The 24,854-nt window shown below is 45.0% G+C and carries 22 protein-coding genes and 1 riboswitch; of the genes, 4 read left to right on the top strand and 18 right to left on the bottom strand.

All coding sequences use genetic code 11. The features are described 5' to 3' along the window. The first annotated feature begins 184 nt into the window (after window positions 1-184). Window positions 185-319: a hypothetical protein gene (locus KYJ26_RS23985; protein ID WP_257475034.1), complete on the top strand. Its 135-nt coding sequence runs from the start codon at window positions 185-187 to the stop codon at window positions 317-319. Window positions 320-333: 14 nt separating this feature from the next. Here KYJ26_RS23985 and KYJ26_RS13340 read toward each other — a convergent pair whose 3' ends face one another. The 8 genes from KYJ26_RS13340 to KYJ26_RS13375 all read right to left on the bottom strand — a co-directional run bounded on the left by KYJ26_RS13340 (window position 334) and on the right by KYJ26_RS13375 (window position 10,848). Continuing rightward, window positions 334-2,211 (bottom strand): cation:proton antiporter, encoded by a 1,878-nt coding sequence (locus tag KYJ26_RS13340; protein WP_219167887.1) that lies wholly within the window; start codon window positions 2,209-2,211, stop codon window positions 334-336. Window positions 2,212-2,352: 141 nt separating this feature from the next. After that, window positions 2,353-3,669 carry an oligosaccharide flippase family protein gene (locus KYJ26_RS13345; RefSeq protein WP_219167889.1) on the bottom strand — a complete coding sequence of 439 codons (1,317 nt, stop codon included), beginning with the start codon at window positions 3,667-3,669 and terminating at the stop codon, window positions 2,353-2,355. Between the two features lie 134 nt (window positions 3,670-3,803). After that, entirely contained in the window at window positions 3,804-5,132 is a 1,329-nt protein-coding gene (locus KYJ26_RS13350; RefSeq protein ID WP_219167891.1) for a glycoside hydrolase family 30 protein, read from the bottom strand. Beyond that, a complete protein-coding gene (locus KYJ26_RS13355) occupies window positions 5,129-6,490 on the bottom strand; it encodes a GH1 family beta-glucosidase (protein WP_219167893.1) in 1,362 nt (453 codons plus the stop codon). The genes KYJ26_RS13350 and KYJ26_RS13355 overlap by 4 nt, the downstream gene beginning before the upstream one ends. A gap of 15 nt (window positions 6,491-6,505) precedes the next feature. Continuing rightward, a complete protein-coding gene (locus tag KYJ26_RS13360; RefSeq protein ID WP_226672802.1) occupies window positions 6,506-7,282 on the bottom strand; it encodes a carbohydrate ABC transporter permease in 777 nt (258 codons plus the stop codon). A gap of 144 nt (window positions 7,283-7,426) precedes the next feature. Continuing rightward, window positions 7,427-8,326 carry a carbohydrate ABC transporter permease gene (locus tag KYJ26_RS13365; protein WP_219167896.1) on the bottom strand — a complete coding sequence of 300 codons (900 nt, stop codon included), beginning with the start codon at window positions 8,324-8,326 and terminating at the stop codon, window positions 7,427-7,429. An 80-nt stretch (window positions 8,327-8,406) separates the two neighbouring features. Next, a complete protein-coding gene (locus tag KYJ26_RS13370) occupies window positions 8,407-9,717 on the bottom strand; it encodes an ABC transporter substrate-binding protein (RefSeq protein ID WP_219167898.1) in 1,311 nt (436 codons plus the stop codon). A 105-nt stretch (window positions 9,718-9,822) separates the two neighbouring features. Beyond that, window positions 9,823-10,848 (bottom strand): LacI family DNA-binding transcriptional regulator, encoded by a 1,026-nt coding sequence (locus KYJ26_RS13375; protein ID WP_219167900.1) that lies wholly within the window; start codon window positions 10,846-10,848, stop codon window positions 9,823-9,825. A 110-nt stretch (window positions 10,849-10,958) separates the two neighbouring features. Between KYJ26_RS13375 and KYJ26_RS13380 the strand changes: the two genes are divergently transcribed. Then, window positions 10,959-11,126 (top strand): hypothetical protein, encoded by a 168-nt coding sequence (locus tag KYJ26_RS13380; RefSeq protein WP_219167901.1) that lies wholly within the window; start codon window positions 10,959-10,961, stop codon window positions 11,124-11,126. Window positions 11,127-11,219: 93 nt separating this feature from the next. Here the strand turns inward: KYJ26_RS13380 and KYJ26_RS13385 are convergent, their stop codons facing one another. Next, window positions 11,220-14,366 carry an efflux RND transporter permease subunit gene (locus KYJ26_RS13385; RefSeq protein WP_219167903.1) on the bottom strand — a complete coding sequence of 1,049 codons (3,147 nt, stop codon included), beginning with the start codon at window positions 14,364-14,366 and terminating at the stop codon, window positions 11,220-11,222. Between the two features lie 163 nt (window positions 14,367-14,529). On the opposite strand from KYJ26_RS13385, the gene KYJ26_RS13390 reads away from it, so the two are divergent. Continuing rightward, a complete protein-coding gene (locus KYJ26_RS13390; RefSeq protein ID WP_219167905.1) occupies window positions 14,530-15,387 on the top strand; it encodes a TetR/AcrR family transcriptional regulator in 858 nt (285 codons plus the stop codon). Between the two features lie 163 nt (window positions 15,388-15,550). On the opposite strand, the gene KYJ26_RS13395 is transcribed toward KYJ26_RS13390, so the two are convergent. Genes KYJ26_RS13395 through KYJ26_RS13405 form a run of 3 tightly spaced genes read right to left on the bottom strand, consistent with a single transcriptional unit; the run spans window position 15,551 to window position 17,553 of the window. Continuing rightward, complete coding sequence (locus KYJ26_RS13395) at window positions 15,551-15,976, bottom strand: DUF1284 domain-containing protein (protein WP_219167907.1); 426 nt, start codon at window positions 15,974-15,976, stop codon at window positions 15,551-15,553. 15 nt (window positions 15,977-15,991) lie between these two features. Next, entirely contained in the window at window positions 15,992-16,648 is a 657-nt protein-coding gene (locus KYJ26_RS13400; protein ID WP_219167909.1) for an oxidoreductase, read from the bottom strand. Window positions 16,649-16,662: 14 nt separating this feature from the next. Beyond that, on the bottom strand, window positions 16,663-17,553 hold the full coding sequence (locus KYJ26_RS13405) for an amidase (protein WP_219167910.1): 891 nt from the start codon (window positions 17,551-17,553) through the stop codon (window positions 16,663-16,665). A gap of 42 nt (window positions 17,554-17,595) precedes the next feature. Further along, window positions 17,596-17,678, bottom strand: a riboswitch (cyclic di-GMP riboswitch). 186 nt (window positions 17,679-17,864) lie between these two features. Here KYJ26_RS13405 and KYJ26_RS13410 point away from each other — a divergent pair. Next, window positions 17,865-19,391, top strand: a complete 1,527-nt coding sequence (locus KYJ26_RS13410; protein WP_219167911.1) for a BCCT family transporter — start codon at window positions 17,865-17,867, stop codon at window positions 19,389-19,391. Window positions 19,392-19,442: 51 nt separating this feature from the next. Here KYJ26_RS13410 and KYJ26_RS13415 read toward each other — a convergent pair whose 3' ends face one another. The 6 genes from KYJ26_RS13415 to KYJ26_RS13440 all read right to left on the bottom strand — a co-directional run bounded on the left by KYJ26_RS13415 (window position 19,443) and on the right by KYJ26_RS13440 (window position 24,316). After that, on the bottom strand, window positions 19,443-19,643 hold the full coding sequence (locus KYJ26_RS13415) for a hypothetical protein (RefSeq protein WP_219167912.1): 201 nt from the start codon (window positions 19,641-19,643) through the stop codon (window positions 19,443-19,445). Continuing rightward, the gene (locus KYJ26_RS13420; RefSeq protein WP_219167913.1) at window positions 19,636-19,791 is read right to left on the bottom strand and encodes a hypothetical protein; all 156 of its coding nucleotides are present in this window, start codon (window positions 19,789-19,791) and stop codon (window positions 19,636-19,638) included. Before KYJ26_RS13420 ends, KYJ26_RS13415 begins: the two co-directional genes overlap by 8 nt. Before the next feature lie 12 nt (window positions 19,792-19,803). Next, window positions 19,804-19,998 (bottom strand): hypothetical protein, encoded by a 195-nt coding sequence (locus tag KYJ26_RS13425; RefSeq protein WP_219168077.1) that lies wholly within the window; start codon window positions 19,996-19,998, stop codon window positions 19,804-19,806. Window positions 19,999-20,095: 97 nt separating this feature from the next. Beyond that, window positions 20,096-22,060, bottom strand: a complete 1,965-nt coding sequence (locus tag KYJ26_RS13430; protein WP_219167914.1) for a hypothetical protein — start codon at window positions 22,058-22,060, stop codon at window positions 20,096-20,098. Window positions 22,061-22,125: 65 nt separating this feature from the next. Then, window positions 22,126-23,391: an ATP-grasp domain-containing protein gene (locus tag KYJ26_RS13435; RefSeq protein ID WP_219167915.1), complete on the bottom strand. Its 1,266-nt coding sequence runs from the start codon at window positions 23,389-23,391 to the stop codon at window positions 22,126-22,128. 205 nt (window positions 23,392-23,596) lie between these two features. Beyond that, window positions 23,597-24,316: a YebC/PmpR family DNA-binding transcriptional regulator gene (locus KYJ26_RS13440; protein ID WP_219167916.1), complete on the bottom strand. Its 720-nt coding sequence runs from the start codon at window positions 24,314-24,316 to the stop codon at window positions 23,597-23,599. Window positions 24,317-24,854: the final 538 nt, after the last annotated feature.

The raw sequence follows: 24,854 nt of genomic DNA on the forward strand, positions 1-24,854 counted from the left end.
GACAGCGACGAGGAGGCTCGCCTTCCGCCCGAGGAAAGCGAAGTCTTGCACGGAAATCAACAGCGGTGTAACACGTAATCTCATTGTTCGTCTTTAGAATGTATCGATTTAGTTATGTCCCAGCCTCTTTATTCTTGCATAGAATGACCTCCTCTGACTGACATTAAGTGCAGGGGGTGTCATCATGAATCAGCCAAATAAAAAGGTAACGAAGTCTGGGACGGATATTGATGAAGTCAAGCGTCAGAACGCCCATTCAGGCCTCACGTACAATCAGGTGAAGCAGATGCTTGGAGAGCAGTTTACGGGTAAAAAGTAAAAGAAAGCGCCGACTCAATCGGCGCTTTCTTTCTCTTTATCTTCTTTTGCTTTTGTTTCCCTCTGAACGGTCAGCCTTTCCTGGATCTTATTCATTTCTTTACACGGCTGGGTCAGGCTGACAATGACGTCTCCCTGTTCGATCTTCGGTGAAGTTCCTTCTGTAAAGAACTCGATTCTGCCCGTTGGTTTATGAGCAAACAACAATAGGGTATTTTCATTCCGTTCTTTCAGATACTCTTCAAAGGTATATTTCTCCGTAATATTCGTTTTTCTGAAAACGTCCCCACGCTCAACACGTTTATTCAGCTCTTCCCACGTCACATGATTTTGGAAGAGGATGCGTCCTCCGATCGTATGGACCATGTCCTCCAGATCATCATCATTCTTGCTTCTAAGGCTAAGCTGGAACAGATTATTCCTGCCGATTTCAGGTACGAATGTCGTACATACAAGAGCGTTGTAGGAATCAAGCTCCGTCGCGGCAATCATGTACTCATATGGAGTCATATCCAGATAATACTCGGTTTGTTCTGACAGGATTTCCCCTCTGTAAAATGGGATTCCGGCCTTCCTCACCGAAAATAACCGCTGCCAGGATGAATCCGTGATCAGGACTGGAATCTTCATGTCCTGAAGGGTTTTGGCAAATTCAGTACTGAACTTACTCCCCCCTACAATGACGACACCCGGCTGGTCACTGATGGCGAGGTCAAGTTTCTTGGCAAGCCATTTAATTGAAAAGCCATGTGCGCACACCGTGGAGAACACCAGGGCGAAGGTAAGGGACGTCAAGATTTTCGCATCCTCAAAGCCTTTGTCCAATAGTACAGAGGCAAAGTAACTCGAAACGGTTAAGGCGACGATCCCCCTCGGAGCGATCCATCCGACCAGGATTTTTTCCCTGACGGAGAGGTCCGTCCCTATCGTAGACAGCCAGATGGAAATCGGCCGTACAATGAAGAGCATAAGGAGGACGAATGCCACGATGTTCCAATTGAAGATCTGGAACAGGGTATCGACGGTTAAGGATGCTGTCAGCATGACGAATATGGTCGATATGAGCAGCACCGAGATGTTCTCTTTAAAGTGACGCATGTCGTCAATGGACGAAATATGCATATTCGCGAGCGTCATCCCCATGGCCGTTACGGCAAGAAGTCCTGTTTCATGGGTGATGTGATCTGAGACCGTGAAACAGGCAAGGACCAGGGCAAACACAACAGGTGATTTCAAGAACTCTGGAACATGTCCATTTTCAAAGATAAAGCCTGTGAATTTCCCAAGCGCCCAGCCGAAAACGACGGCAAACAGGGAAGCAGCGAAGAATAACAGTAATGATAATCCCGTTACATCGTCGCTGATCAAAAAGTTGATGATTTCGAAGGCAAATACGGCAATCAGCGCCCCGAATGGATCGACGACGATCCCTTCCCATTTAAGTATCGCTGCCGGCCTCGGTTTAAGCTTCGCCTGCCTTAAGAGGGGCAGGATGACCGTAGGACCCGTTACGATGAAAAGTCCGCCGATCACGAAGGCAACGGCCCAGGATAACCCGGCCACATAATGTGCTCCGAGTGAACCGAGGATCCATGCAAGCATGGCCCCGATCGTGACGATTCTGAAGACCGGTTTCCCCAGCCCTCTCACTTCACGGAAATCGAGGTTCAAGCTTCCTTCAAATAAGATGATGGCGACTGCCATCGATATAATGGGTTTAAATACTTCCCCGAAATCGTCCTTTGGGTTGATGAGACCGAAGATCGGTCCTACGAGCAGTCCGACAATCGACATGATGACGATGGCAGGCAGCCTGAATCTCCAGGCAACCCACTGAGAAGCAATTCCCAGTACTCCGACTAACATGATGTTGAATAAAATAGAATCGATCATAGCTTTCTCCTTTGAGGGTTTGAATCAGCCATTATAACTACAAATGGTATGTACGTGTTTTTCGATTACAATCAGGATAAAAGGTCCGTCCCTCATAATGCAAAACAAATGCCTTCGAGTAGCACATCTGTTTTGTATAGTTTACATTTTTATGGCTGATTTTAACCAAAGAGTCGTTTCCAGTCTTCGGCAGATGGTGACATAATGGAGCATGGTGATAAGGACGGCTCCGCCATTCATGCCGAGAATGACTCCCTCCATTCCAAAACGTGATCCCAGCAGATATATGAGTGTAAATGAAAAAATGCTCGACCATACGGTATGGAGAAGGGCATCCTTGACAAGACCCAATCCAATTAAAAATGCCTGAAGGGGGAACACAAGGAAATGGAACAGAAAGTATGGCCAGAGCAGCTTCAAGTAATAAGCTGAAGAAACCGAGTGAAAAAAGGTCCCAGTTATATAGTCCCCGAAGGAATAGTATATAAACACAGCCGGCACACCGTAGCCCAATGTAATCCACATCACCTGTTTAAGATGCATCAGGATCCCTTCAAAATCCTTCGTTGACACTTTTTCCGACACGGTCGGGATCAGTACGATCAGCATCGAAAAGGCAATGAACGAAGGAAAGAATCCGATGGTCAGGGCAATACCTGCAAGCATCCCGAAATGTTCATTCGCTTCCGCTGCCCCGAGACCTGAAAGAACCAATGCCCATTTTATCAGGAATGGCTGAATAGCATGGGTAAGGGCATGGAAGATGCGCAGAACGGTAGTGGGAATCGAAACGGACAGCACCGATTTTCTCATCTCCCCCGTTGATAATACAGAGTGGCTGTTCTTTCTTTTACCCTTAATTTCAAGAACGTAAGCATGAATCAAATAAACAAATACTACCGCTTCACTCGCGATCAATGTCCCGAGTGCAATGAAGATGGACGTATCAATGCCAAAGGATAAAAATTGATAGATCGACACTAATAAGAACAACTGGATACCTTTACGAAGAAAATTCGCTGTTGCGATCTTCCCCATCTGCTGGATTCCCATGAAATATCCCCTAGTAATGGATGTAAATGCCACAATGGGTATGCAAATCAGGATAAGCCAGCGGATTCCTGAATGATAGCCTTGAAATAACGGCGTCCAGGCATAGACCAATATCATGATCAACAAAAGGATGCTCGTCGTGATCACCGCAAACCTGAAAGCATAATGAAGCATGCCGCGATGATACCGCTCATCACGCTCGGCAAAGAATTTAGAAAGACTGATCGGCAGCTCCATGCTCGATAAAATCACGATCAAAAATACGGTAGGAAGAATCGACATGTATGTGCCAAGCCCGGCTTCACCAAGCTCACGGGCAAGAATCATATTAATCACAAATTCTAAACATTCCCCTATGAAAGCCGTCACCACCAACACCAATGTTCCCCTTAAAAACAGACTCATATTTTGTACCCTGCCTTTGTTATAGATGGTCTATTCTATGATGGTTGTCCCGGGAATATGTGATGGTGTGTTTTTGATGGAGTGTCAGTATTTACACAAATAAAAAAAGCAGCCCCAGAAGGACTGCTCTCCAACTATCGAATAATGAAAGTTGCAATGGAATGCAATGGAAGCGTCGTGCTGAAATGTTCATTACCACACGCTAAGGAAATCTCTTCATCATGGTCATTCGCGTTCATCACAACCACTACAATCTCCCCATCCGGGTTTTCAAAGGAGGTGCCCAATACCGCCTCACCAGAAATCTCACACCCGATGCGCCTTGCTCCCTCTTTGACATACTTACTGAAATGCCCGATATAGTAATAAGAGCTATTGTAGCGGACCTCGTCATTTACTGTGTCTACGATCACCGGGGCATCGCAGTAATTCCCGACATGGTTCGGTCCGCCTTCTTCGTTCAGAACCATATTCCAATCGATCCATGCTTCAAGGTAATTGTTCAGATCACCGATGATGTTTCGCCCGTAACGTTCACCAGTATCCCAGGCACCGGGTTTAACCCCGCCTTCAATGCACCCTTCTGTAAAGATCAAATGCTTATCGGGAAAATCATGATGAACCTTTGAAAGATTTTCAAACTCCTCGGAAACGTACCAGTGAACCCCTGTCCCCCATACATACTTAGCCGCTTCCGGATCGGATAGGACTGCCTTCGCACGCTCATAAATCACATCACGATTATGATCCCATATAATGACCTTCACATCTTGGTGACCATTTTTCTCGAGGGACGGACCTAGATGATGTTTAATGAAATCTCGTTCTTCTTCTCCCGAGTACAGGCACGAATCCCAAACCTGCTTCGCTTCCGGTTCATTTTGGATCGTCAATCCCCAAATTGGAATCCCCTCTTCTTCCATTGCCTCTATGTACTTTGAGTAATAGTCGGCCCAGACGGATTCAAACTGAGGTAACAGCTTCCCGCCGTTGTTCATTTCTCCGCTCGTCTTCATCCATGAAGGAGGGCTCCACGGGGAAGCAACGATGGACAATTCCCGTCCGGCCACTTCCATCGCTTCACGGATAAGGGGAATCACGAGTGTCTTCTCCCTTTCAATGGAGAAGCTTTCCAGCGAATCGTCTCCATCCTCCACATATGTATAGTTCTCTAAAGAGAAATCACAGCTATTGATATGTGTCCTCCCAAACCGATACCCCAGTCCTTCTTCCGGATCAAAATACATGGAGATGATTTCTTCACGTTTTTCAGAGCTGATGAGGGACAGACTGTGAGCCGCAGCTTCTGTGAACGCTCCACCGAACCCTAACATCTTCTGAAATTTCAGCTTTCGATTAAGCTTGATGTTCGTAGAGGCACGACCTTCAGAAAAAGAAACCGGTTCTTTTTCTGAGAACCGGTCTCCCGTTTCTTTCGCTGTCAGGATCACCTTCATATTCATTGTGCAACTTCCTCAGATTGAAGGTTATGCTTCACTTTATGATCCCGGATGATTTCAGCGTATCGGAAAGCACTGTCTTTCCAGATTCGCTCCTGAGTATCGAAATCGATATAAAGGATGCCGAAACGCTTATCATACCCGAAGCTCCATTCAAAATTATCCATCAGTGACCATAAGTAGTATCCCTGAATGTTCATTCCTTCCTCATTCAGATCCGAAACAGCCTGAAGATGCAGATTCAAGTAATTTAAGCGATCATGGTCATGCACTCGTCCGTTTTCCAGCACATCGTCATATGCCGCTCCATTTTCTGTGATGTAGATTGGCAGATCCGTATAATCTTGTCTCAGACGGCGGATGAGATCCTTGAACTCATTCGGAGCGATATCCCAGCCCATTCCTGTTTTCTCATAGTCGGAGAAAGCTCCCTTATGCATAAAGTCATTCGCGGCACTGAACTCGACAATTCCTCGGCTGTAATAGTTGATGCCGAAGAAATCGCATTCCGTCGAAATCAATTCCATATCGCCTTCTTTGATGAAGTCATACGTATGAACATATTTCGAAAACAAGTTCATCATGTCTTTTGGGTATTCCCCTTTGAATACAGGATCCAGGAACCAGCGATTGGAGTATCCGTCCGCATTGTTGGCAGCAAGGGCATCGTTCACTGAATCGGTATTTGGATAGACAGGTGACAGGTTAAGCGTAATGCCGATATCCGTCTCGGATTTATATTCCTTTTTCAGCATTTCAACCGCTTTACCGTGTGACAACAGCATGTGGTGAACGGCTCTGACTGCCTCATCCATATTGGTATGACCCGGAGCATGCACCCCTTGATGATACCCGAGGAATCCTGCGCACCATGGCTCATTATGCGTAATCCATGAATCAACGACTGAATCAAGCTCAGTGAAGCATGCCTTTGCATATTCAAGGAACCACTCAACGGATTCACGATTGACCCATCCGCCTTCTTCATGGGCCCACATTGGAAGATCCCAGTGGTACAACGTTACAGCAGGCTTGATTCCTTCTTCTTGAAGTTTTGCCGCCAATTTTTTATAAAAGTCCATCCCTTCCTGGTTGTACTTACCTTTCTCAGGAAAAATGCGGGGCCAGGCAATGGAGAATCGGTATGTATCCACTCCAAGGCGCTTGATATGCTGAATATCTTCCTCGAACCGGTGATAGTGATCACAAGCGACATCCCCATTATGCTGTTTGTATACTTTCCCCGGGATGTCACAGAACATATCCCAGATGGAAGGCGTCCTTCCCCCTTCATTATGAGCTCCTTCTATTTGATATGATGATGTCGCGGTTCCAAAGGTAAATGCTTTATCAAATTTCATAGGTCATTTTCTCCTCTATTCTTTGATTGATCCTGCTGAAATGCTGTTTACGATATATTTAGACAGGAATAGGAAGGCAATCATGATTGGGACAACGGAAATGGCAATCCCTAAATACATTGATCCTAAATTCTGTGCCACTTGAGATCCTTTCAGGAATCCCATTAAGACCGGCAGTGTATATTTCTCCGGCGAGAACAGGATGACGAGTGGCATGATGTAGTTATTCCATGAGCCGATGAACGTAAAGATCGACATCGTCGCCACAGCAGGCATCATGATTGGAATGGCCACTGTGTGGAAGATCTTGAATTCACTCGCCCCATCGATACGGGCTGCTTCGATCAAACTTGGATGAAGCGTCGTCTGGATGTACTGTCTCAGGAAGAAGACGACAAATGGACTGGCAATGGCTGGTACAATCAGTGGAATGAAGGAATCAAGGATCCCCAGATTCTTACTCAGTTCGTAAAATCCGATAAGCCCCAATTGCCCTGGAACCATCATCATCACAAGCATGAAAACGAATAAGAAATTCTTCCCCTTGAATGTGTAAAATGCGAATCCATAGGCAGTCAAAGCGGAAAAATATCCTGATAACAAAGTCGTGAGGACAGAGATGATCAGACTATTCTTGAACCCTGACCAGATGTTTACGTACTCCATCATCGTCGTATAGTTCTCCAATAAAGCAGTTCCTGGAATCAGGGTAAACCCCGACAATATCGCTTCGTTTGATCTTGTAGCGTTCACAAGCATCATAAGGAACGGAATGAAGCAGACAATCGCCATCAACACCAGCACGATATAGATGATGCTCTTCACAATGGTATTTCTTGTCTTTAGTTTCGACTCATGAGGCAGAAGTTCGGGCTTCGACTTCTCTATTTTTTGAGTCGGTACCTCTTTTTCAACGGCTGTTTTCCCCAACATGCTTTACACCTTCCTTGCTTGTTTGCGTTCATTTCCATACATCCCTTTGAAGACGATCGCCGAGAAGATCAAGGTAATGACGAACAATCCATAAGCGACAGCTGAAGCGTATCCATAATTGTTAAACTTGAATGCCTGATTGTACAGATACAGCACCATCGTATTCAGTGATCCATCCGGAGAACCGATTCCGTCTGTCAGTAGCATCGGCAAATCAAACAGCTGAAGGCCGCCGATCAGGGACGTGATCATGATATATAGCAAGATCGGCTTCAATAAAGGAACCGTGATTTTCGTAAAGGTCTGCCATCTGTTTGCCCCATCGATCAATGCAGCCTCATAGTAGTCCTTCGAAATTCCGGAGACACCTGCCATGACAACAATGAACGAATGGCCGAACCACATCCAGGTAAGGATCAGGGATACGGAAAGTTGTGCAGTCGTTGGCTCATTCAGCCAATTAATCGGTTCTGATATAAGACCTATATTTAATAGAATCATATTTAATGATCCATGCTGCCAGTCCAGTAGGATCCCAAAGAGAAGGGCGACGGAACTAATGGTGATTAAATTAGGTAAATAAAAGATCGATCTGAAAAATGCCAAACCTTTCAACTTCATTCTCATATCAGAGAAGATTAATGCGAGTACAAGGGCCAGACCGATTTGCAGGGCGAAATTGACACCCCATATTTTCCAAGTGTTAAAAAATGCTTCCACGAAATAGCTGTCCGTGAGTAAACGGGTATAGTTTGCCAGGCCGACGACTTCTGCTGTTCCGCTTCCAGAATAATTCGTAAAGCTGTAATAGAATGTCAACGCCACGGGATAAATACTGAATATTAAAAAGATGATCCAAAATGGGGCAATAAATAGATAACCAAATCGATCTACTTTTTTCATTCCCCAGCCCCCCTAGTTGTTTAATAGATGATCGGCAGGCGACATGAAGCCACGCCGCCTGCCATTCATTTTTTACTTGTTTAGTTTTTTGGTACTTTTATATCTGGATATGCGTTTTGAACTTTCTTATAGAATTCTTTAATCGCATCGTCTTTGGATTTCTTACCGTCTACGTACTGTTGAACGGCATTTCCATAGAACGTATCAAGCTGCTGGTCATATTTCGTTACGATACCAGGCTCGATTTCTTTCGCCTGCTCAAGGAAGAATTGATAATTGTTTTGACCGCCGAGGAATTCATCACTGAAATCATCTTTGATTTCATTCGTTACAGGCAGGTAAGAAAGCACATCGCCTGTTTCCTTCGCCCAATCTGTCAGGAATTCATCATCTTGAGTCATCATTTTCACAAATTTATAAGCAAGTTCTTTGTTTTCTGATTTGTTGTAAACACCTAACCATGTTCCACCCCAGAAGTACGGGCTTGGTCCACTTGTCACTGCCCAGTCACCTGCAGTTTCCTTTACATTCGTTTTCAGAACGCTGTGAAGCCCCCAGGTAGGAAGAACATAAGAAAATACTTGTGTTTCTTTTTCTTTTCCGTTTTCTTTCATTTTGATCGGCTTATCCATCGCTTCGAACCATGATGGAGACCACTCAGCTGCAAGAGCTGTATAATTGTTTTCACGAAGTTTCTTCGCAGAATCCATATACTCAATCTTTTCATCTGTCAGTTGTAATTCATTCTTGTCATTCACCCACGGTTGTGGATTATCTCCTTGTGAGAACCAGCGGATCGAACCCTCATCCGGGAACATGCTGTATCCTTTTTCCTTCATCTTTTCAGCTACTTTGAATACATTGTCCATGGAGTTCATCATGTTTCCGACTTCTGTTGGATCATCTGTACCAAGCACTTCTTTCGCGATGCTTCTCTTGTAGTAGATTCCACCTGGTGTCGTCTGCCAAGATAAAGCCCTTACATTTCCGTCCTTATCTTTACCTAGGTCGAATACATATGGAACATATTTATCTTTGATTTCATCAACATTGTACGGATCTTCTGATAAGTTTTCCCAGTAACCTGCGTCCACCCATTGTTTAAGGAACGCGATTTCACCCGTGAATACGTCCGGTGCCCCTACGCCGCTTTCAAGTACCGGCTTTAACTTCGTCGGATAATCGGCAATCGGAACAATCGTCAATTCGACTTTCACACCGTTTTTCTCTTCAAACTTCGTGATCGGTTTCTTCAGCTCATCCGTGAATGACCACACCTTTAAATCTACGTCTTTATCTTTTGAGCTTGAAGTCTTGGAATCTCCCGAACAAGCGGAAAGGATCCCTGCTACCAGTACAAATGTCATGAATAATACTAGTACTTTTTTCATCTTAATCCCCCTTTTTCATTTATAAATACAGAATCGAAAGCGGTTTCGTTTTACTTTAATTAAAAATTTCGAAACCGGTTTCGAAATCCTTCAAAAAATATAAGATTATTTCTTTTTTTCTTTTTTTACTGATGTACAAGATTCTCTGATGATGAGTTCCACAGGAATGACTTCTGTCGTCAACAGCTTCTTCTTTTGAATAATTTGTTTCATGAGTAATTGTCCGGCACGTGCACCGATTCGGTCCGTATCCTGTCTGACGGTGGTCAGCTTTGGTGTGAGGTAGGAAGACATTTCAATGTCATCATACCCGATGATAGAGATATCTTCAGGTATTCTTAATCCCTTCTCTTTGATGGCTTCCATGGCACCGATGGCCATATGGTCACCTGCCACAAAGACAGCTGTAGGCATCATGTCCAGTGCAAGGAGCGATTCCATCGCAGCTTTCCCTTCTTCAATCGAGAACATCCCGCCATTGACTAAATATCCTTGATGAATTGGTAGATTGAGCTCCTCCATACCCTTCGTAAATCCTTTGATCCGCTGTGCTCCAGCATCGATGGACGGATCACCTGAAATATGAGCGATTCTGGTATGGCCCAATGAATATAGATGATTCACAGCCAACCTTCCACCCTCAACATTATCGGAATAGACCACGCTGCAGTTCTGATTGCTCATATCGATCACGACAATCGGCACATGACTGTTGATCATATCCTGTACCTGGGGATCATTCGGATCTGAGCATATGACGACGATGCCATCCACTGCCCGGTAAAGGAAATGCTCGAGATAACTCGTATCCCGATTCCGGAGGTTTCGTGATGCAAAGATCAGATCATACCCTTCCCGTTCCACATACTTTCGGAAACTCTCAATCAGGGCACTGAAGAAAGGATGCTTCAATCCGACCTCGTTATCCTCTGCAAACATGACTCCAATCGTCCAGGATTTCTTGGTCGAAAGGGACTGGGCATGGGCATTGGGTAGATATCCCATTTCAGCCGCTGCATCGAGGATTTTTTGCTTCGTTTTTTGACTCACATCTGTATAATTGTTTAGAGCCTTAGAAACTGTCGTACTGGAGAACCCAGTGCGTTTTGCTAAGTCATAGATTGTAACCATTGCTGTCTCCTCTTCATCGAAAGCGCTTTCGTTAATTGTTATTATAGTTCAGACTTTTCATGGAATCAATACTAATTTTTAGAAAACTTTTAAAAATCGGGTGGTTTTTTTTGGAAGTACCCGTGAAAGACTGCCTTATGGGACTCTTGCTGGTGATTGTGCCGCTTGTGGAGTGGAAACCAGCGGAAATTCGTTGGATTCCGCCGGTTCTTGGTAAAAAACCAGCCGGAATGAAAAGGAATTCGGCCGATATCGGACCGAATCCAGCCGGAATATAAAAAAATCCAGCCAATAGACAAATAATAGAAAAATCATTCCTCCGCACACCCATAAAAAAAAGCAGTCCACAAGAGGACTGCTTTTCTTTCCATCTACTCTTTCACTACCTTACGTTTCCGTCCACCGATCTTCCCTTTGATTTTCATCAGGATTTCGTAAACAATCGGCACGATGACAAGCGTTAAGAGTGTCGAGCTAGTCAATCCGCCAATAACGGTTACCCCGAGCCCTTTCGAGATCAACCCGCTTCCTTCAAGACCGAGTGCCAATGGGAACAGTGCTCCGATTGTGGCAATGGCCGTCATGAGGATCGGGCGAAGTCGGGTGGATCCGGCTTCCAGCAAGGCTTCCCTAGTGGATAGACCTTCGTTTTCTTTATGAATGACACGATCGACTAAAACGATCGCATTGGTGACCACGATACCAATCAGCATAAGTGCTCCGATCATAGACGAAATACTGATCGTTTCTCCTGCAATCAATAACGCTACCAATGCTCCGATGATCGTGAATGGCAGTGAGAACAGGATGGCAAATGGTGCTAGACCACCGCCGAATGTGATGACAAGGATCAAGTAGACAATCGCGATCGCTGCAAGCATCGCTAATCCTAATTGTGTAAAGGATTCCTTGATGTCTTCCGTTACCCCGCCCATGTTCACGTCGATACCGGATGGGATATCCATTTCATCGATTTCTTTCTGAATATCCTGGGATGCTTTCGAAACATCGTCGGTTTTCAGTTCCCCACTCACTTGAGCAAAGACTTTTCCGTCCCGACGTGAAACGGTATCGGATGTTTCACCTTCCTGGACTTCAACAACGTCTTTAATTGGAACCTCCACACCCAGTGGTGACTGGATGGTCTTATCTGTTAAGTCGTTGATGCTTTCATACTTTTCCTTCTCGACATCAAGATAGACATTCACTTCTTCACCATCTTTTTCAATGGTCGTGAGGACAGGGCGCTGACGTGTCTGACCAAGCTCCATGGCGATTTGACCTGCTGAGAGACCCAGTTCGCTCAGCTTTTCCTGATCGGCGATGAACGAGTACTCATCATAGGATTCAGAGATGCTTGATCCGACTTTTTTGAAATCCTTCTTGTCTTCCATCATGTCTTGAATATCGTTGACAACAGGTTCGATGTCTTTCAAGGTTTCCCCGTACACGAACACGACAATCTCATTGCTGCCGGCACTTGCAGAGAAGTCCTGTGAAGCCCATTCACCTTTATCTGTTGCTTGTTGCAGGTCTTTGATGACCTTTTCTTTTTCTTCAGAGAAATTCTCTGTATCGTCACTATATTGAACGTAGAAAATCGCATTATTGTTGCTTCCCGGACTCATCGGGTTCTCCCCGCCGACAGAGTACTGAATGGTTTCAGCCCCTTTACGGTCCTGGAAATACCCCTCTGCATCCTGCGCGATTTTCTGGACATCTTCTTCCGTTTGGCCAGGTTCTGGTTTATACGTCGCCATGATCATCTTCTCTTCATCGGACGGGAGGAAGCTGACACCGATCAACGGAACCAGGAACAAGCTTCCGACCAACATGGCGATGGCAAGCACTGAAGTAATGATCTTATGATTCAGCGTCCAATTCAATACGCCTTTATACCAGTTGGCTAAACGGCTTTTCTTCTCTACATGCTTTTTCCCTACACCCTTTTTAAACATGGAGTGGGCAAGCATCGGTACGATCGTAACCGCTACAAGAAGGGAAGCAAGTAGAGCAAACACAATCGTTAAGGCGAAGGGAAGGAATAATTCCCCGATCATTCCTTGAACCAATCCTAACGGAAGGAAGACGGCTATCGTGACAATTGTAGAAGACGCGATCGGAACGAACATTTCTTTCGTTGCTTCACGGATCAGGTCCTTCCCTTTCAGCATTTCACCTTTCAGAGACATTCTTCGATAGATATTCTCCACTACAACAATAGAGTCATCAATGACACGTCCTATGGCGACAGTCATTGCCCCAAGTGTCATGATATTCAATGTAATGTCCATTTGTTTCAAAAGTAAAATCGCGATTAATAATGACAATGGAATCGATACAACTGAAATGAGCGTCGATTTGATATCCCGTAAGAACAAGAGAATAATGATGACTGCGAACACAGCACCGAATAATGCTTTGTTCAGCATCGTGCTGACTGATTCTTCAATCGGCTCCCCCTGGTCAAAGGTAGAAATGATTTCTACACCATCAATGTCTTTTTCAAACGTTTTGATCTTATCTTTGACGGCATTGACAACATCCACCGTATTGGCGTCTGCCGTTTTCACCACCTGAAGTCCGATGGATTCTTTTCCATTCGTTCTGGAAATGGATTCTGCTTTACCAACCAGTTCAATATCAGCAATATCTGAAAGTTGAATCGTTGGGATCTTCATGCCTGAAGATGCTGCTCCAGCAGGAGGTGCTTGTGGCGTTTGTCCCTGTGCAGAAGACTGTTGCTGCCCTTGTGCCGAGGCTCCACCAGTGCTTGGAGTCACAGGAATCTTCATTTCTTTCAAATCTTCAATCGTCGTGATGTTTCCGTCGACCACGACGGATTTCTGGCTATCTTTGAACGTGTACAACCCCAATGGTGCCGTCACGTCAGAGCCTTTGATCATGTTTTGAACCGTTTCTTCTGTAAGTCCGTACTTAGCAAGCTTTTCTTCGTCAAAAACAAGACGAGCTTCTTGCACCTGTTGACCTGAAGCCTGTACAGAAGCTACCCCGTCCACTCCCTCGAGTTCCGGAACGATCGTATCTTCTACTGTAGACGTCAATTGTGCCAACGATTGGTCTTCATTCGCTACACTGAGAGCGATGACCGGAAAGGCGTTAAAGTTAAGTCTTGAAACTTCAGGCTCATTGACTCCATCCGGAAAAGGAAGATCGGAAAGAGCCTCTTCCACTTCGGTCTTGGCTTCATCCATATCCTTTGAAAACTTGTATTCTATCTGAACGGCTGAAGCATTCTGATATGAGGTAGAGCTGACGACATTCACCCCATCTAAATTCTTCAAGCGTTTTTCAATCGGTTCTGAAACCTTGTCTGCAACATCTTCCGGCGTAGCGCCAGGATACACGGTTGTCACACTGACAATCGGCGTATTGATGTTCGGCAGGGTTTCAAGCTTCATATTAAATCCTGAATATAAGCCTGCAACAATGACGATGATCGTCATCAGCCAAACAGCAAACTTATTCTTAAGTACGAAATTAATAATACTATTCACGTTGTATTCATCCCTTCTCTCTTATTCTGACCGACTAGTCATAACACAATCTAATATAACTGACCACACAGTCATAAGTCAATATACTTATAAAACAAAAGGTTTATTTTTTGTGACCAATCGGTCATAATATACATAAGGAGTTTATCAAGGAGAGGAAAGTATGAAGGAAAAAGAAAAATTAATCATTGAAACATCCATTAAGCTTTTTGCCACGAAAGGGTTCAACGCTACCTCCGTTCAAGAAATCGTGAATGAATGCGATATATCGAAGGGTGCCTTCTATTTATATTTCAAGTCAAAGGAAGCCCTTCTGCTCGCCATTATGAATTACTATTTCACCATGATCACGGACAAAGTAAACGAGATCGAGAACGAGGATTTATCACCATACGATAAATTCCAAAAGCAATTAGAATGTCAGCTGATTGAAATCTGTAAACATAAAGAGTTCATTATCATGCAGATCAGGGAGAACGCCATGCCGTTCAATGATGAAATTCATGATCTCCTCAGCGAGATGAAGATGAACACTCACCGGTATTACCGAAGAAGATTATTCGGGATCTATGGAAAAAAGATCGAGCCCTATTTTTGGGACATTACCATGATGATTCAAGGTTTTTTCCATTCTTATTTAGAACTGGTCATGCTGGATAAAATCGATCTGGACTTTTCATACCTATCCCATTTTATATTGAGACGAACAGATGACCTTGTGGATGGTTTGCTTAAAAGCGGAGATAAGCCGGTACTTTCCTTTGAAAAACTGGATGACTTGGTTAAGGATTTCACCACTTCCACCAGAATCAATGAGTCGACACTCATTCACATGATTCAGGATGCTCTGGAGTTGGCTGAGGACGAGAATACCCGGATTTCCCTGGAAGTCATTAGAGAAGAAATACAAAAAGACGAAACCCGTCCCGTCGTCATCAAAGGAATGCTTGTGAATCTGGCTGAAGATCCTTCTATGAAGCACCTTATGAATGCTTTGAGACATGTTTATCAAATTCAATGATGAGGCCAGGTCGTAACGAATTGAGCTATACATGATTGATGTTTTTGCAACATTCAACAGAAAAACCCGAACGATTTCCAATGATCGTTCGGGTTATTCTTTAGCTGATACCCCTTTTGTCCCAGCTTCTTTTCTATTCTATAAGCTACATTCTTCTAAGAGATCAAGCCAACTCTTTCTTCCGCAATGCTTCGATTCCGTCTTTACACACTCCATACTCCAGCCAGGAGCAGCCTTCACATAGATGGTCAAGATCTTCGGGTTTGACCTTTTGGGCCGTTGTATTGATTAATTCTGATTTCATATAAACCTCACCGGGTTTCAATCCTAAGTGATGGATCACCCTGCTGTCTAATGTAAGAACATGATTATTGGAGTCCTCACTTTTTTCACATGCTGATTTCCCTTTATGGGGGCAGGCGCCGCAGGCATCATCGAAGGTTTGAACGACCTGGATGGGAAAGTCCATGTCGTCGTTGCGTATGTCTTCTACTATCTCAGCCATCTTATGAACAAATTCAGGACTGTACCCCATGCCTTTAAATCCGTGAGTACACAGAAGATGATGTCCTCTCAGTATTCTCTTCATGGTCTCCCTCCCTTTTCACAGCTGCTGGATTTGATCTGATTCATGAATGGTTACTTTCTCCCCGGTTGAACTTATTGCTGTACGGTACATCCCATACGCCACCTGTTTGCCCGAGATGCTTCTGTAACGTTTCAACCTGCCAACCATGATCGGACGGACCATCCTTGAGAAAATTTCACCCGCTTTTTCCCCAAGACGGAACTCCTGTCTCTCCCCCAATAAAAGGGAGGGTCTGAAAATGTGAAGGGAAGGATAATGAAGCTCCATTAATCCTTCCTCCAGGTTTCCTTTCACCTGACTATAAAAGAATGGAGAACCCGGACTTGCCCCCATGGAAGATATGACAAGGTATTTCGTCGCCCCATGTTCTTTCCCAATCTTTCCAAGTTGGATGGGATATTCATAGTCTACCTTCATAAATGCTTCTTTTGTCTTCGCTTTTTTAATCGTAGTACCAAGACAACAGAATACATCATTGACTTCTTCGTGAGGCAGAAGCTTCATCCCATCAAACGAAATGACCCGTTCATCAAGTTTCTCATGTTCCAAACCGCTTGCCCTTCTAACGAAAGAAATCACTTTTGTATACTCCGGACTCTTTAACAGGATATCCGTTAAGTGCGAACCGACCAGACCGGTCGCCCCTGCAACCAAGGCTACTTTCGACATCATTCATGCCTCCTCTCTTATTCTAACAATTCCTTCCAGCTTCCGTAATGATGGACAGCGATTCCTTTGTAAGATGAATTGGTTTCATACTCCGCGTCAACCACCGCAAGCTCATCAAACATGAAAGCCGCCCCTTCTTCGTGAAAAGTCAGGAAATTCCCCTCTGCAGATGGAGCGGTCTCCACTCCAACTTTCACTTTTTTCCCTGCAGACTGGGCGAAAGCCATTTCATTTCTGACAAGCTCTATGATCCCATTCCCTCCAATGGCTAGATCACGATATGCCATGATACCAACTTCTTCCGTTTGTCCGATCACCCACTGAGCAAGGTTCCCTTTCCCAAATTCATTATTGTATGTTTTTTCATCAAACCAAAATGGAATATCCATCCCTAATGGCAGTTGAAGCGAATTGGAGCGATCCACTGCTATATTGACCATTTTTTGATAGTTCAACACCGTCTTCCCATAGGCGGTTGTCCATCCAGTTAAAAGGTAAGGCTCAACATCCAGATGAACTCCGGTGAATCGTTGAGTCTCACTTGCTTCAAGCTGGTATGCAGAGAGCCAATCAAAAAAGGCACTAAGGGAGGTTTGTCCTTTTACGGTCGCCCATTTTGGTGCCCCGTCCAATGCGTATACATGTATATTTTCACCATTCGCCATTTCGATAAATTGGTGATAGTATTCCTTTTCCACTGCTGGATTCACTTGCAAATAAACTTCATCTACATGATGGGATTTAAAGAAGTCAATGATTTCTTCTTTTTGTGTGATAATCTCCATTGTATTCCAAAGCCACGTACTTTTCCCTCTCATGTCTACACCAGCTGCCTTTTCAGTTGATGGATTAGAAATCATACTCATCATGATCAAACAAATACAAACCCATTTCCAACATCTTCTCATCTTTCATTCTCCTCTTCCCTGAGCCTTGGCCCTTTTGAGGAGCCTGGCAGCCTGGCGACCATTCGAAATCGGGTAGGCCCATAGCTTTGCGTCCTTGTTTTTCAACAAGTTTGCCTTTTTCAGTTTTGTTTTATTCTTACTCTTTAGTATAGTTCTTTTTTTACCGTTGAAAAGATGTAATTTTCCAAATTTTAACCGTGACAAAAATTGTCTTTTATGAATTCTTTTCGTTCCCTTTACAACTCTTTTCCCCCTGTGAGATAGTAGGACCTTGTGTTTTTCAATGAATATTAAAGGAGCATTTATTCTATATGTCTAATAAGCATCACAAATCCAAGATTGATTGGTCTGTATTTGCCATCAGTGGTGGATTACTTATTCTTTTCGTTGTCGCGGCTTTCGTTCGTCTCGATCGTGTTACTGCCTTTGTAAACAAAGGCTTCGCCTGGTCTTCGACATACTTCGGGGCCTTCTGGCAAGTGTTAATGCTGGTACACTTCATCGTAGCTCTGTATCTGGCATTCTCTAAGTATGGAGGCGTCCGGTTAGGGTATGTGGAAAAACCGGAGATCGGAACATTTAAATGGTTATCGATCATCATGGCTACCCTGCTTGCCGGGGGAGGCGTGTTCTGGGCTGCCGCAGAGCCTATGTACCACTTTATGACGGTTCCACCGATGCACGAGGGAGTCGATCCCATGACCGCCGGGGCTATCATGCCGGCGTTGTCCCAAAGCTTTATGCACTGGGGTTTTCTTGCCTGGGCCATCCTGGGTACATTGAGTGCCGTCGTCATGATGTATGGCCATTATCACAGGGGGATGCCGATGAAACCCCGCACCCTTCTGTATCCCATTTTTGGGGAAAAGCTTAAAAACAGTTTCCTCGGGACCCTTATCGATGCTTTTGCCATCATTGCGGTCGCCGCAGGTACAATCGGACCGATCGGATTCCTTGGTTTACAGGCAAGTTACGGTCTGTCTGCCCTTTTCGGAATCCCTGATCAATTCTCAACCCAGCTTGCGATCATTGTCTGTTTAGTGATCGTGTCGACCATTTCAGCTGCAACCGGACTGCATAAAGGGATCCAAATCCTGAGTAATTTCAATGTACGATTAGCCTTTGGATTGGTTCTATTTGTTTTATTATTCGGTCCCGGAGGATTCATTGTTGATTCATTCATCTCTTCTTTCGGATTTTATGTGGATCACTTTATCCAGGTCAGCACATTCCGGTCAGATAAGAGCTGGTTGGGAAGTTGGACTGTGTTTTTCTGGGGATGGTTCATTGGGTATGGGCCAATGATGGCGATACTTGTCAGCCGTATTTCGCGAGGCAGGACAATACGCCAGATTATACTGGCCATTGCGATCATCGCTCCCATTGTCACTACCTTCTGGTTTACGGTTGTCGGTGGTTCAGGTATCTTTTATGAACTGCAGAATCCAGGAAGTGTATCACAGGAATTAACGAGTGGCGGAATGCCTGCAGCAATGATTGCCATTACCAATCAACTGCCACTTTCCGGGATTATTTCACCCTTATTTTTATTATTGACGATTCTTTTCGTTGTCACGACAGGAGACTCCATGTCTTATACGATTGCCATGGCGGTTTCGGGTGAGGGAGACCCTAAAGTGTCCTTACGAGTGTTCTGGTCCATCCTGATGGGTTCCATCGCAGCGATTCTTCTATATATAGGAGACGGAAGTGTCACTGCGTTGCAGAACTTCATCGTCGTCACGGCCGTTCCCGTCTCCCTTCTTTTACTTCCCATGCTCTGGGTGGCACCGAAAGTGTCAAAGGAATTACGCGATGAACAATCCCACACTAAATAAAGTTAAAGAAGCGTCCATCGATGTAGATGGGCGCTTCTTTATGTCATCCTTTTATAACTCTTCATCTTCAAAGAACTGCTGTAATTTCTCCTCTTGTTCAGGACTCGCTTTCTCTGACGCATAAGGATTATCTTTTACACCTTGTGTATCCATATTTGTTTTGATGGCGAAAAACGGTCCTTTCGGTTCTTCTGCAATGATCCGGTCATTCAGCTCTTTAAAGTCCGGCATTTCTTTGTTTCCTTTATCCATTCTGTCCCTCTCCTTCCGGGCTGATTTCCGTATTTTTATAGGCGATTAAGACGATGTCGTCCGCTGTTTGCCGGCGGAGTTCACTTTCCATGCTCTTTACCTTATCCAACATATCGTCTGACAGATTCGCTACAGAATAATCGCTCATATAATTCCTCTCCTATCCATTCTCATTTGCTTGTCCGATTACTTTTTCAGCGATGACCCCGTTCCCTTCCTCAATGGCATGGTGCTCCTCCACTGATTCTCCAGGGACATACACCCCGCTCGGGTTACGGAGTCGGTCATTCATTGTAAATTCCGCCTTTAACGGGACGTCCATTCTCTTCTCATCTGAATTCCCATCACTTCTCATGTGTACCACCTCCATTCCTTAGTATGGCTGGTGTCAGAAGAATCATCCCACGCATAAAAAAGCGTTTGGGACATTGCTGCCCAAACGCCTTCAATATTCAAACCCACGTATAATCCCTTCCCCAACTCTCCCTGGCAAGGTCCTTGATTTCATCGACAATGTCATTTTCCACTGCGAAAGCATCACCCTGTTCGTACGGGTTGTAGTGAAAAGCATACAGTCTTGAGACAAATTCGTGAAATGGGAGCGAGCATTCCCCTTCCAGCTCCCCGTTTTCCATAACGGAAGGCTCGATCCCCTGCCCCCAGTTCTGAGAACCGTCGTTGTTTGGATTATAGAAATAAATCCTGTACTCTCCTTGTGGATCTTGAGTGATCCTCAGAATCGACACGGCATGGAATCCAAGGAGCTTCCCATGGACATTCGTAATGAAAATCCCCACCGGATTTGGGTAAATCAAACCGTAATCATCATTGTATTCCGGATGATGAGTGGCATAAAAGAGTCTCACAAAACCGGGATAGTCGGAGATGAGTCCGGTTAAAGGGTCAATCACCGTACTGAATCCCTTTTGGACCCAATCCCCGTAGAATTCTGGATTGACCCAGCGGTGCCCATCTTCCCCTCTAAGGGAGACCCGTCTCATCATCTCACTGTAAATCCTGTCAAGATGAGGGACGAGAACCAGGGACACCGGGTCAAGCTCCTGATGCAGCTCAGGCGCAAGGCCCCCGCTTAGATCCTTGGAGTGAACCGGTGTTCCTTCAAACTTGATGTCGATATCCCCGTCTCTCGCCGCCCTCGGAATGAGTTCGAGTAAATACCCAGGGGCATGCTGGGCCCAGAGGCTGATCCCACGGGCCGTTTGACAGGTTGGATTCAGCCCCTGTCCGATTCCTATAGGCTGCCCCAGGACACTGATGACACCTGCAAGAAGTACCGAATTTGCCGTAATTCCGTCACCCGATTTGCATGAATTAAGGAGGGTTGTCCTCACTTCGGGTCTTATATCAAGTTCGATAAGCCTCTTCAATCCAGGTGACACAGGCGATGATGACAGGACCCCCCGTTCAAGCATAAGGGCAAGACCGTATACAGATTGCTTAGTGGCAGGGTAGATCGCCACTTTGATGAGCTGGAATACGAGCTCTGCATGTTCATCAAGATTTGCCTTTCCTTTATCATTTAATTGAAGGGCAGCCGGAACAAGATTCTGGACCTTCCTGCTTAAGAACCTCAGTAGAATCGCATGCTGAGGTGCAACCAATCCCGTTTCGCGCATGGACCGCGCAAACGCTGTCGCCTCCTTCTCCAATTCTTCATGGGAAAGATCCATCAGCTTCTTTCGGTATTCCCCCGGCTGCATGATTGTTTTGCTCAACGGAGACGGACCTTCAATCGCCGATACATACTTCTCCAGCACCAGTCGTTCCGCGGCACTAAGATCAGAGTGGAGCATCTTCTTCGCCGTTTCGATCATGGAGACCGTCCGTTTCACCATAATCGGCCGCTGAGCGGTCAAGCGCTCGATTTCTTTGATCAGTGTGGTCGTAAGGGCTTGATAGGACAGCTTTTCGGAAAGGAAGTGAAATAATTCCGTTGCCCTTTCACTTTGTTCTCCACCTTCAATACGAGCTGCTTCCGTCGCTTCAGGAAAAAGCAGGTTCAGATTCAGGACCATGACTTCATTCAGGAAATCCTGCGCCATTTCATCACTGACGTCAGGGTGCTCATATTGGGCTTCTGCAATCGAGAGCATCCTTAGTTCGCTCAGGATCTCAATGATTGAAGGTAATCCTTTCGCCTGCAGGGATCCGGCTACAAGAGGGGGCTGGAGCTTGGATGCTTTTTCCCATGGACCGTCCTGGAATACCCCTGCTTTCTCAAAGCGGCTGGCACTTTGATATAAGATTTCGAGCCCTTTTTCTGTATCCAGTAACCTCTGAGCTTCCTGGTAAACGTCTGTTTGATACATTGATTTCGCAAATGAAGCCGCGCTTTCCAATTCACTCAACGCTTGCAAAAATCGATCTTCCAGCTTTGACGTTAATTCAAATGCCATTTCAAAACTCCTTTATCGTTCAGAATATCGGATAGGCTGTTCTCTGAAGGGTGCACGGTCTCCTATTAAATATAAAAGTTAAATTGTTCGTATTCTTTCAATAACCCTCTCATGACTTCGCTGTCTTCACCGTAGAAGAAGATGGTTCCATAATGATTCCCGAAGCCGATCCGCTGGGCCACTTTCCCCTGAGCCGGACTGAACATATCATGCTTTTCGAAATAAGGATGGTTCTCCAGTTCATCTGGTACCTCGAGCTTCTCCACATAGTTCACATGAGGATGGACCATTAAACAACCTGCATGAGCCTTTGCTTCCTCTCCTGTTGAAGGGAAGAATTCTCTAAGTTCTTCTTCAGTCGTATTCGGATCCCCACAAAGGATCTGAGCTTGATAGGCATTGAATCCGTACGCCCGCTCAATCAGGTCAAAGATATGTCCACCTGGCACCCTGGCCGCAACTTCTCCAAAGTGAAGAGTACCATCAGACGTAATGAAATATTCAGGATGGATGACTCCGTATTCTATCTCGAACGCATCGATGAGCTGTTGAATCGCTTCACGAATGATCGGTCGCTTTTCTTCAAGGGTTGGAGAGGCAGGTACGAAATTGGAATAACCCAATCGCACATACTCCGTTATGTTTAAAAACTGGATCTTGCCTTTATGGATGAATGCTTCACAAGAGAATTCCTGACCGTCTAAATGACTCTCCATCAATAGGGGAAACTCAGATTCAGTGAGGGCATCGATATCTTCCGGATTTTCGATTGCCCGGTGTCCGACAGAGCCTGCTTTATCAAGAGGCTTGACGTGAATGGGGTCGTTCTTATCCCCTTCCACTTTCAAAAGGGCTTCATTTACTCGTTTTAGAAAGCGTCTTACATCCTCTTTATCCCTTGCTTCTTCAAATACACCTACTTTGATTCCCGCAATTTGGGCTTTACGCTTCATCATTCCTTTATCCCTTAAGAGGAGAGATCGGTTAAAGACACGGGGTTCGCTGCGGAAACGGGAGTTCAACGCCCCTGCCCACTCCACGCATTCTTCATATAATGGAATGGCGACTTCAGCACCAAGGGCTTTCAGTTGTTTGTAAAGATGATCTGAACCTTCATTCAATCGATCGAAGTCCCAGCCGATAAAGGCAATATCATGCTTTTCTGCATAAGCCTCGAAATCAGGCGGACCCACAACGACGAAAGGTCTTTCAAGCTTCGTACACGCCTCGATGGCCGGCAGGCTCCAACCGATCAGTGCCGTTAAATAGGGTTTGGTTTTTTCTTTCACATTCTGTTTGGCCTGCTGCATTTCAAGTTGATCTAGTCCCATATTTTCCTCTCCCTTTTCACGTATTTATTCAGATTCATCTTTAGCATAACAAAGGCCCTGCTGAGAATGAAGTATTATGCTGAATTTTCAGTCTTTTCGACAAATAAAGTGTTCATGCGACTTTACACGACACCAACTTCCCAAATCAATCGTATAAAAAAAAGAAAATCCCCCTGACATATGTGTCAGGGGGATTCAACAGCTTTTATTCACCTAGGTCAACGTTATGATAAACCTGCTGAACATCTTCCAAATCTTCAATCGCATCGATCATTTTTTCGAATTGAGCTTGATCGTCTTCTGAAAGCTCAACATCATTCTGTGCAAGCATTGTAAGCTCAGCCACTGTGAACTCAGTGATACCCGCGCCTTTAAATGCTTCTTGTACAGCATGGAATTGATCCGGCTCTGCATAGACGATCACGGAATCTTCTTCTTCGATGATGTCACGTGCGTCAACATCTGCTTCCATGAGGATCTCCATCACGTCTTCTTCTGATTTCCCTTCCATTCCAATGACAGCTGTGGAATCGAACATGTAGGCAACAGATCCACTCACACCCATGTTTCCGCCATTCTTTCCGAAAGCCGCACGCACTTCAGATGCTGTACGGTTTACGTTGTTGGTCAGGGCATCCACAATGACCATGGAGCCATTCGGCCCAAAGCCTTCATAGCGTAATTCGTCATAATTCTCTTCTGAACCGCCCTTTGCCTTTTCGATGGCACGGTCCACGATATGTTTTGGTACACTATATGTTTTTGCACGCTCAAGAACGAATTTAAGAGTCTGATTCAGTTCGGGATCCGGTTCTCCCTGTTTCGCCGCAACGTAGATCTCGCGGCCGAATTTTGCATATATGCGACTCGTATTGGCATCCTTTGACGCTTTCTTTTCTTTAATGTTATTCCACTTACGTCCCATTTTGTTTCACTCTCTTTCATTTATCTATGGATAGTTTCTGATAATAAAAGGTATATTCGTTTCTATTATACATGAAAAGGGCACTTTTTGGCTAAGTGTCCTTTCCATGTTTCTATCTAAAAGCTCTTTTGGTAAATTTGTTTGCACACCTTAGAATAGTATGTCGTAGTTGATTTCCGCTCCAGGATGTTCGTTCCGCGGGGCTGGCGGTGAGCCTCCTCGGCTGCGCCTGTGGGGTCTCACCTGTCCAGCTCCAACGGCTAGCCCCTCGAGGTCATAAGTTAAATGGTCCAAGAAGGCAAAAAGCGCCTTCTAGGTCCATCCACCTTATGCTTGTCGGGGCTGAGCAAGCCGTCTCCGCTTTTCGAGCTGTCCAGCTATTCCCGCAGGAGTCGAGCATTCTTCCGCTCCAATCAACTTTATGGGCATGTATCCTACAAAAAATTAAACTTCAGCAACCAACCTAAATTAGGTAAGTAAAAAATAAAGTTCCTTTTATGGAGGTAGACTTCTGTTTTCTATCAGGTTGTTCTTTGGC

The sequence above is a fragment of the Rossellomorea orangium genome, assembly GCF_019334305.1.
In the GTDB taxonomy this organism is placed as follows: Bacteria; Bacillota; Bacilli; order Bacillales; family Bacillaceae_B; genus Rossellomorea.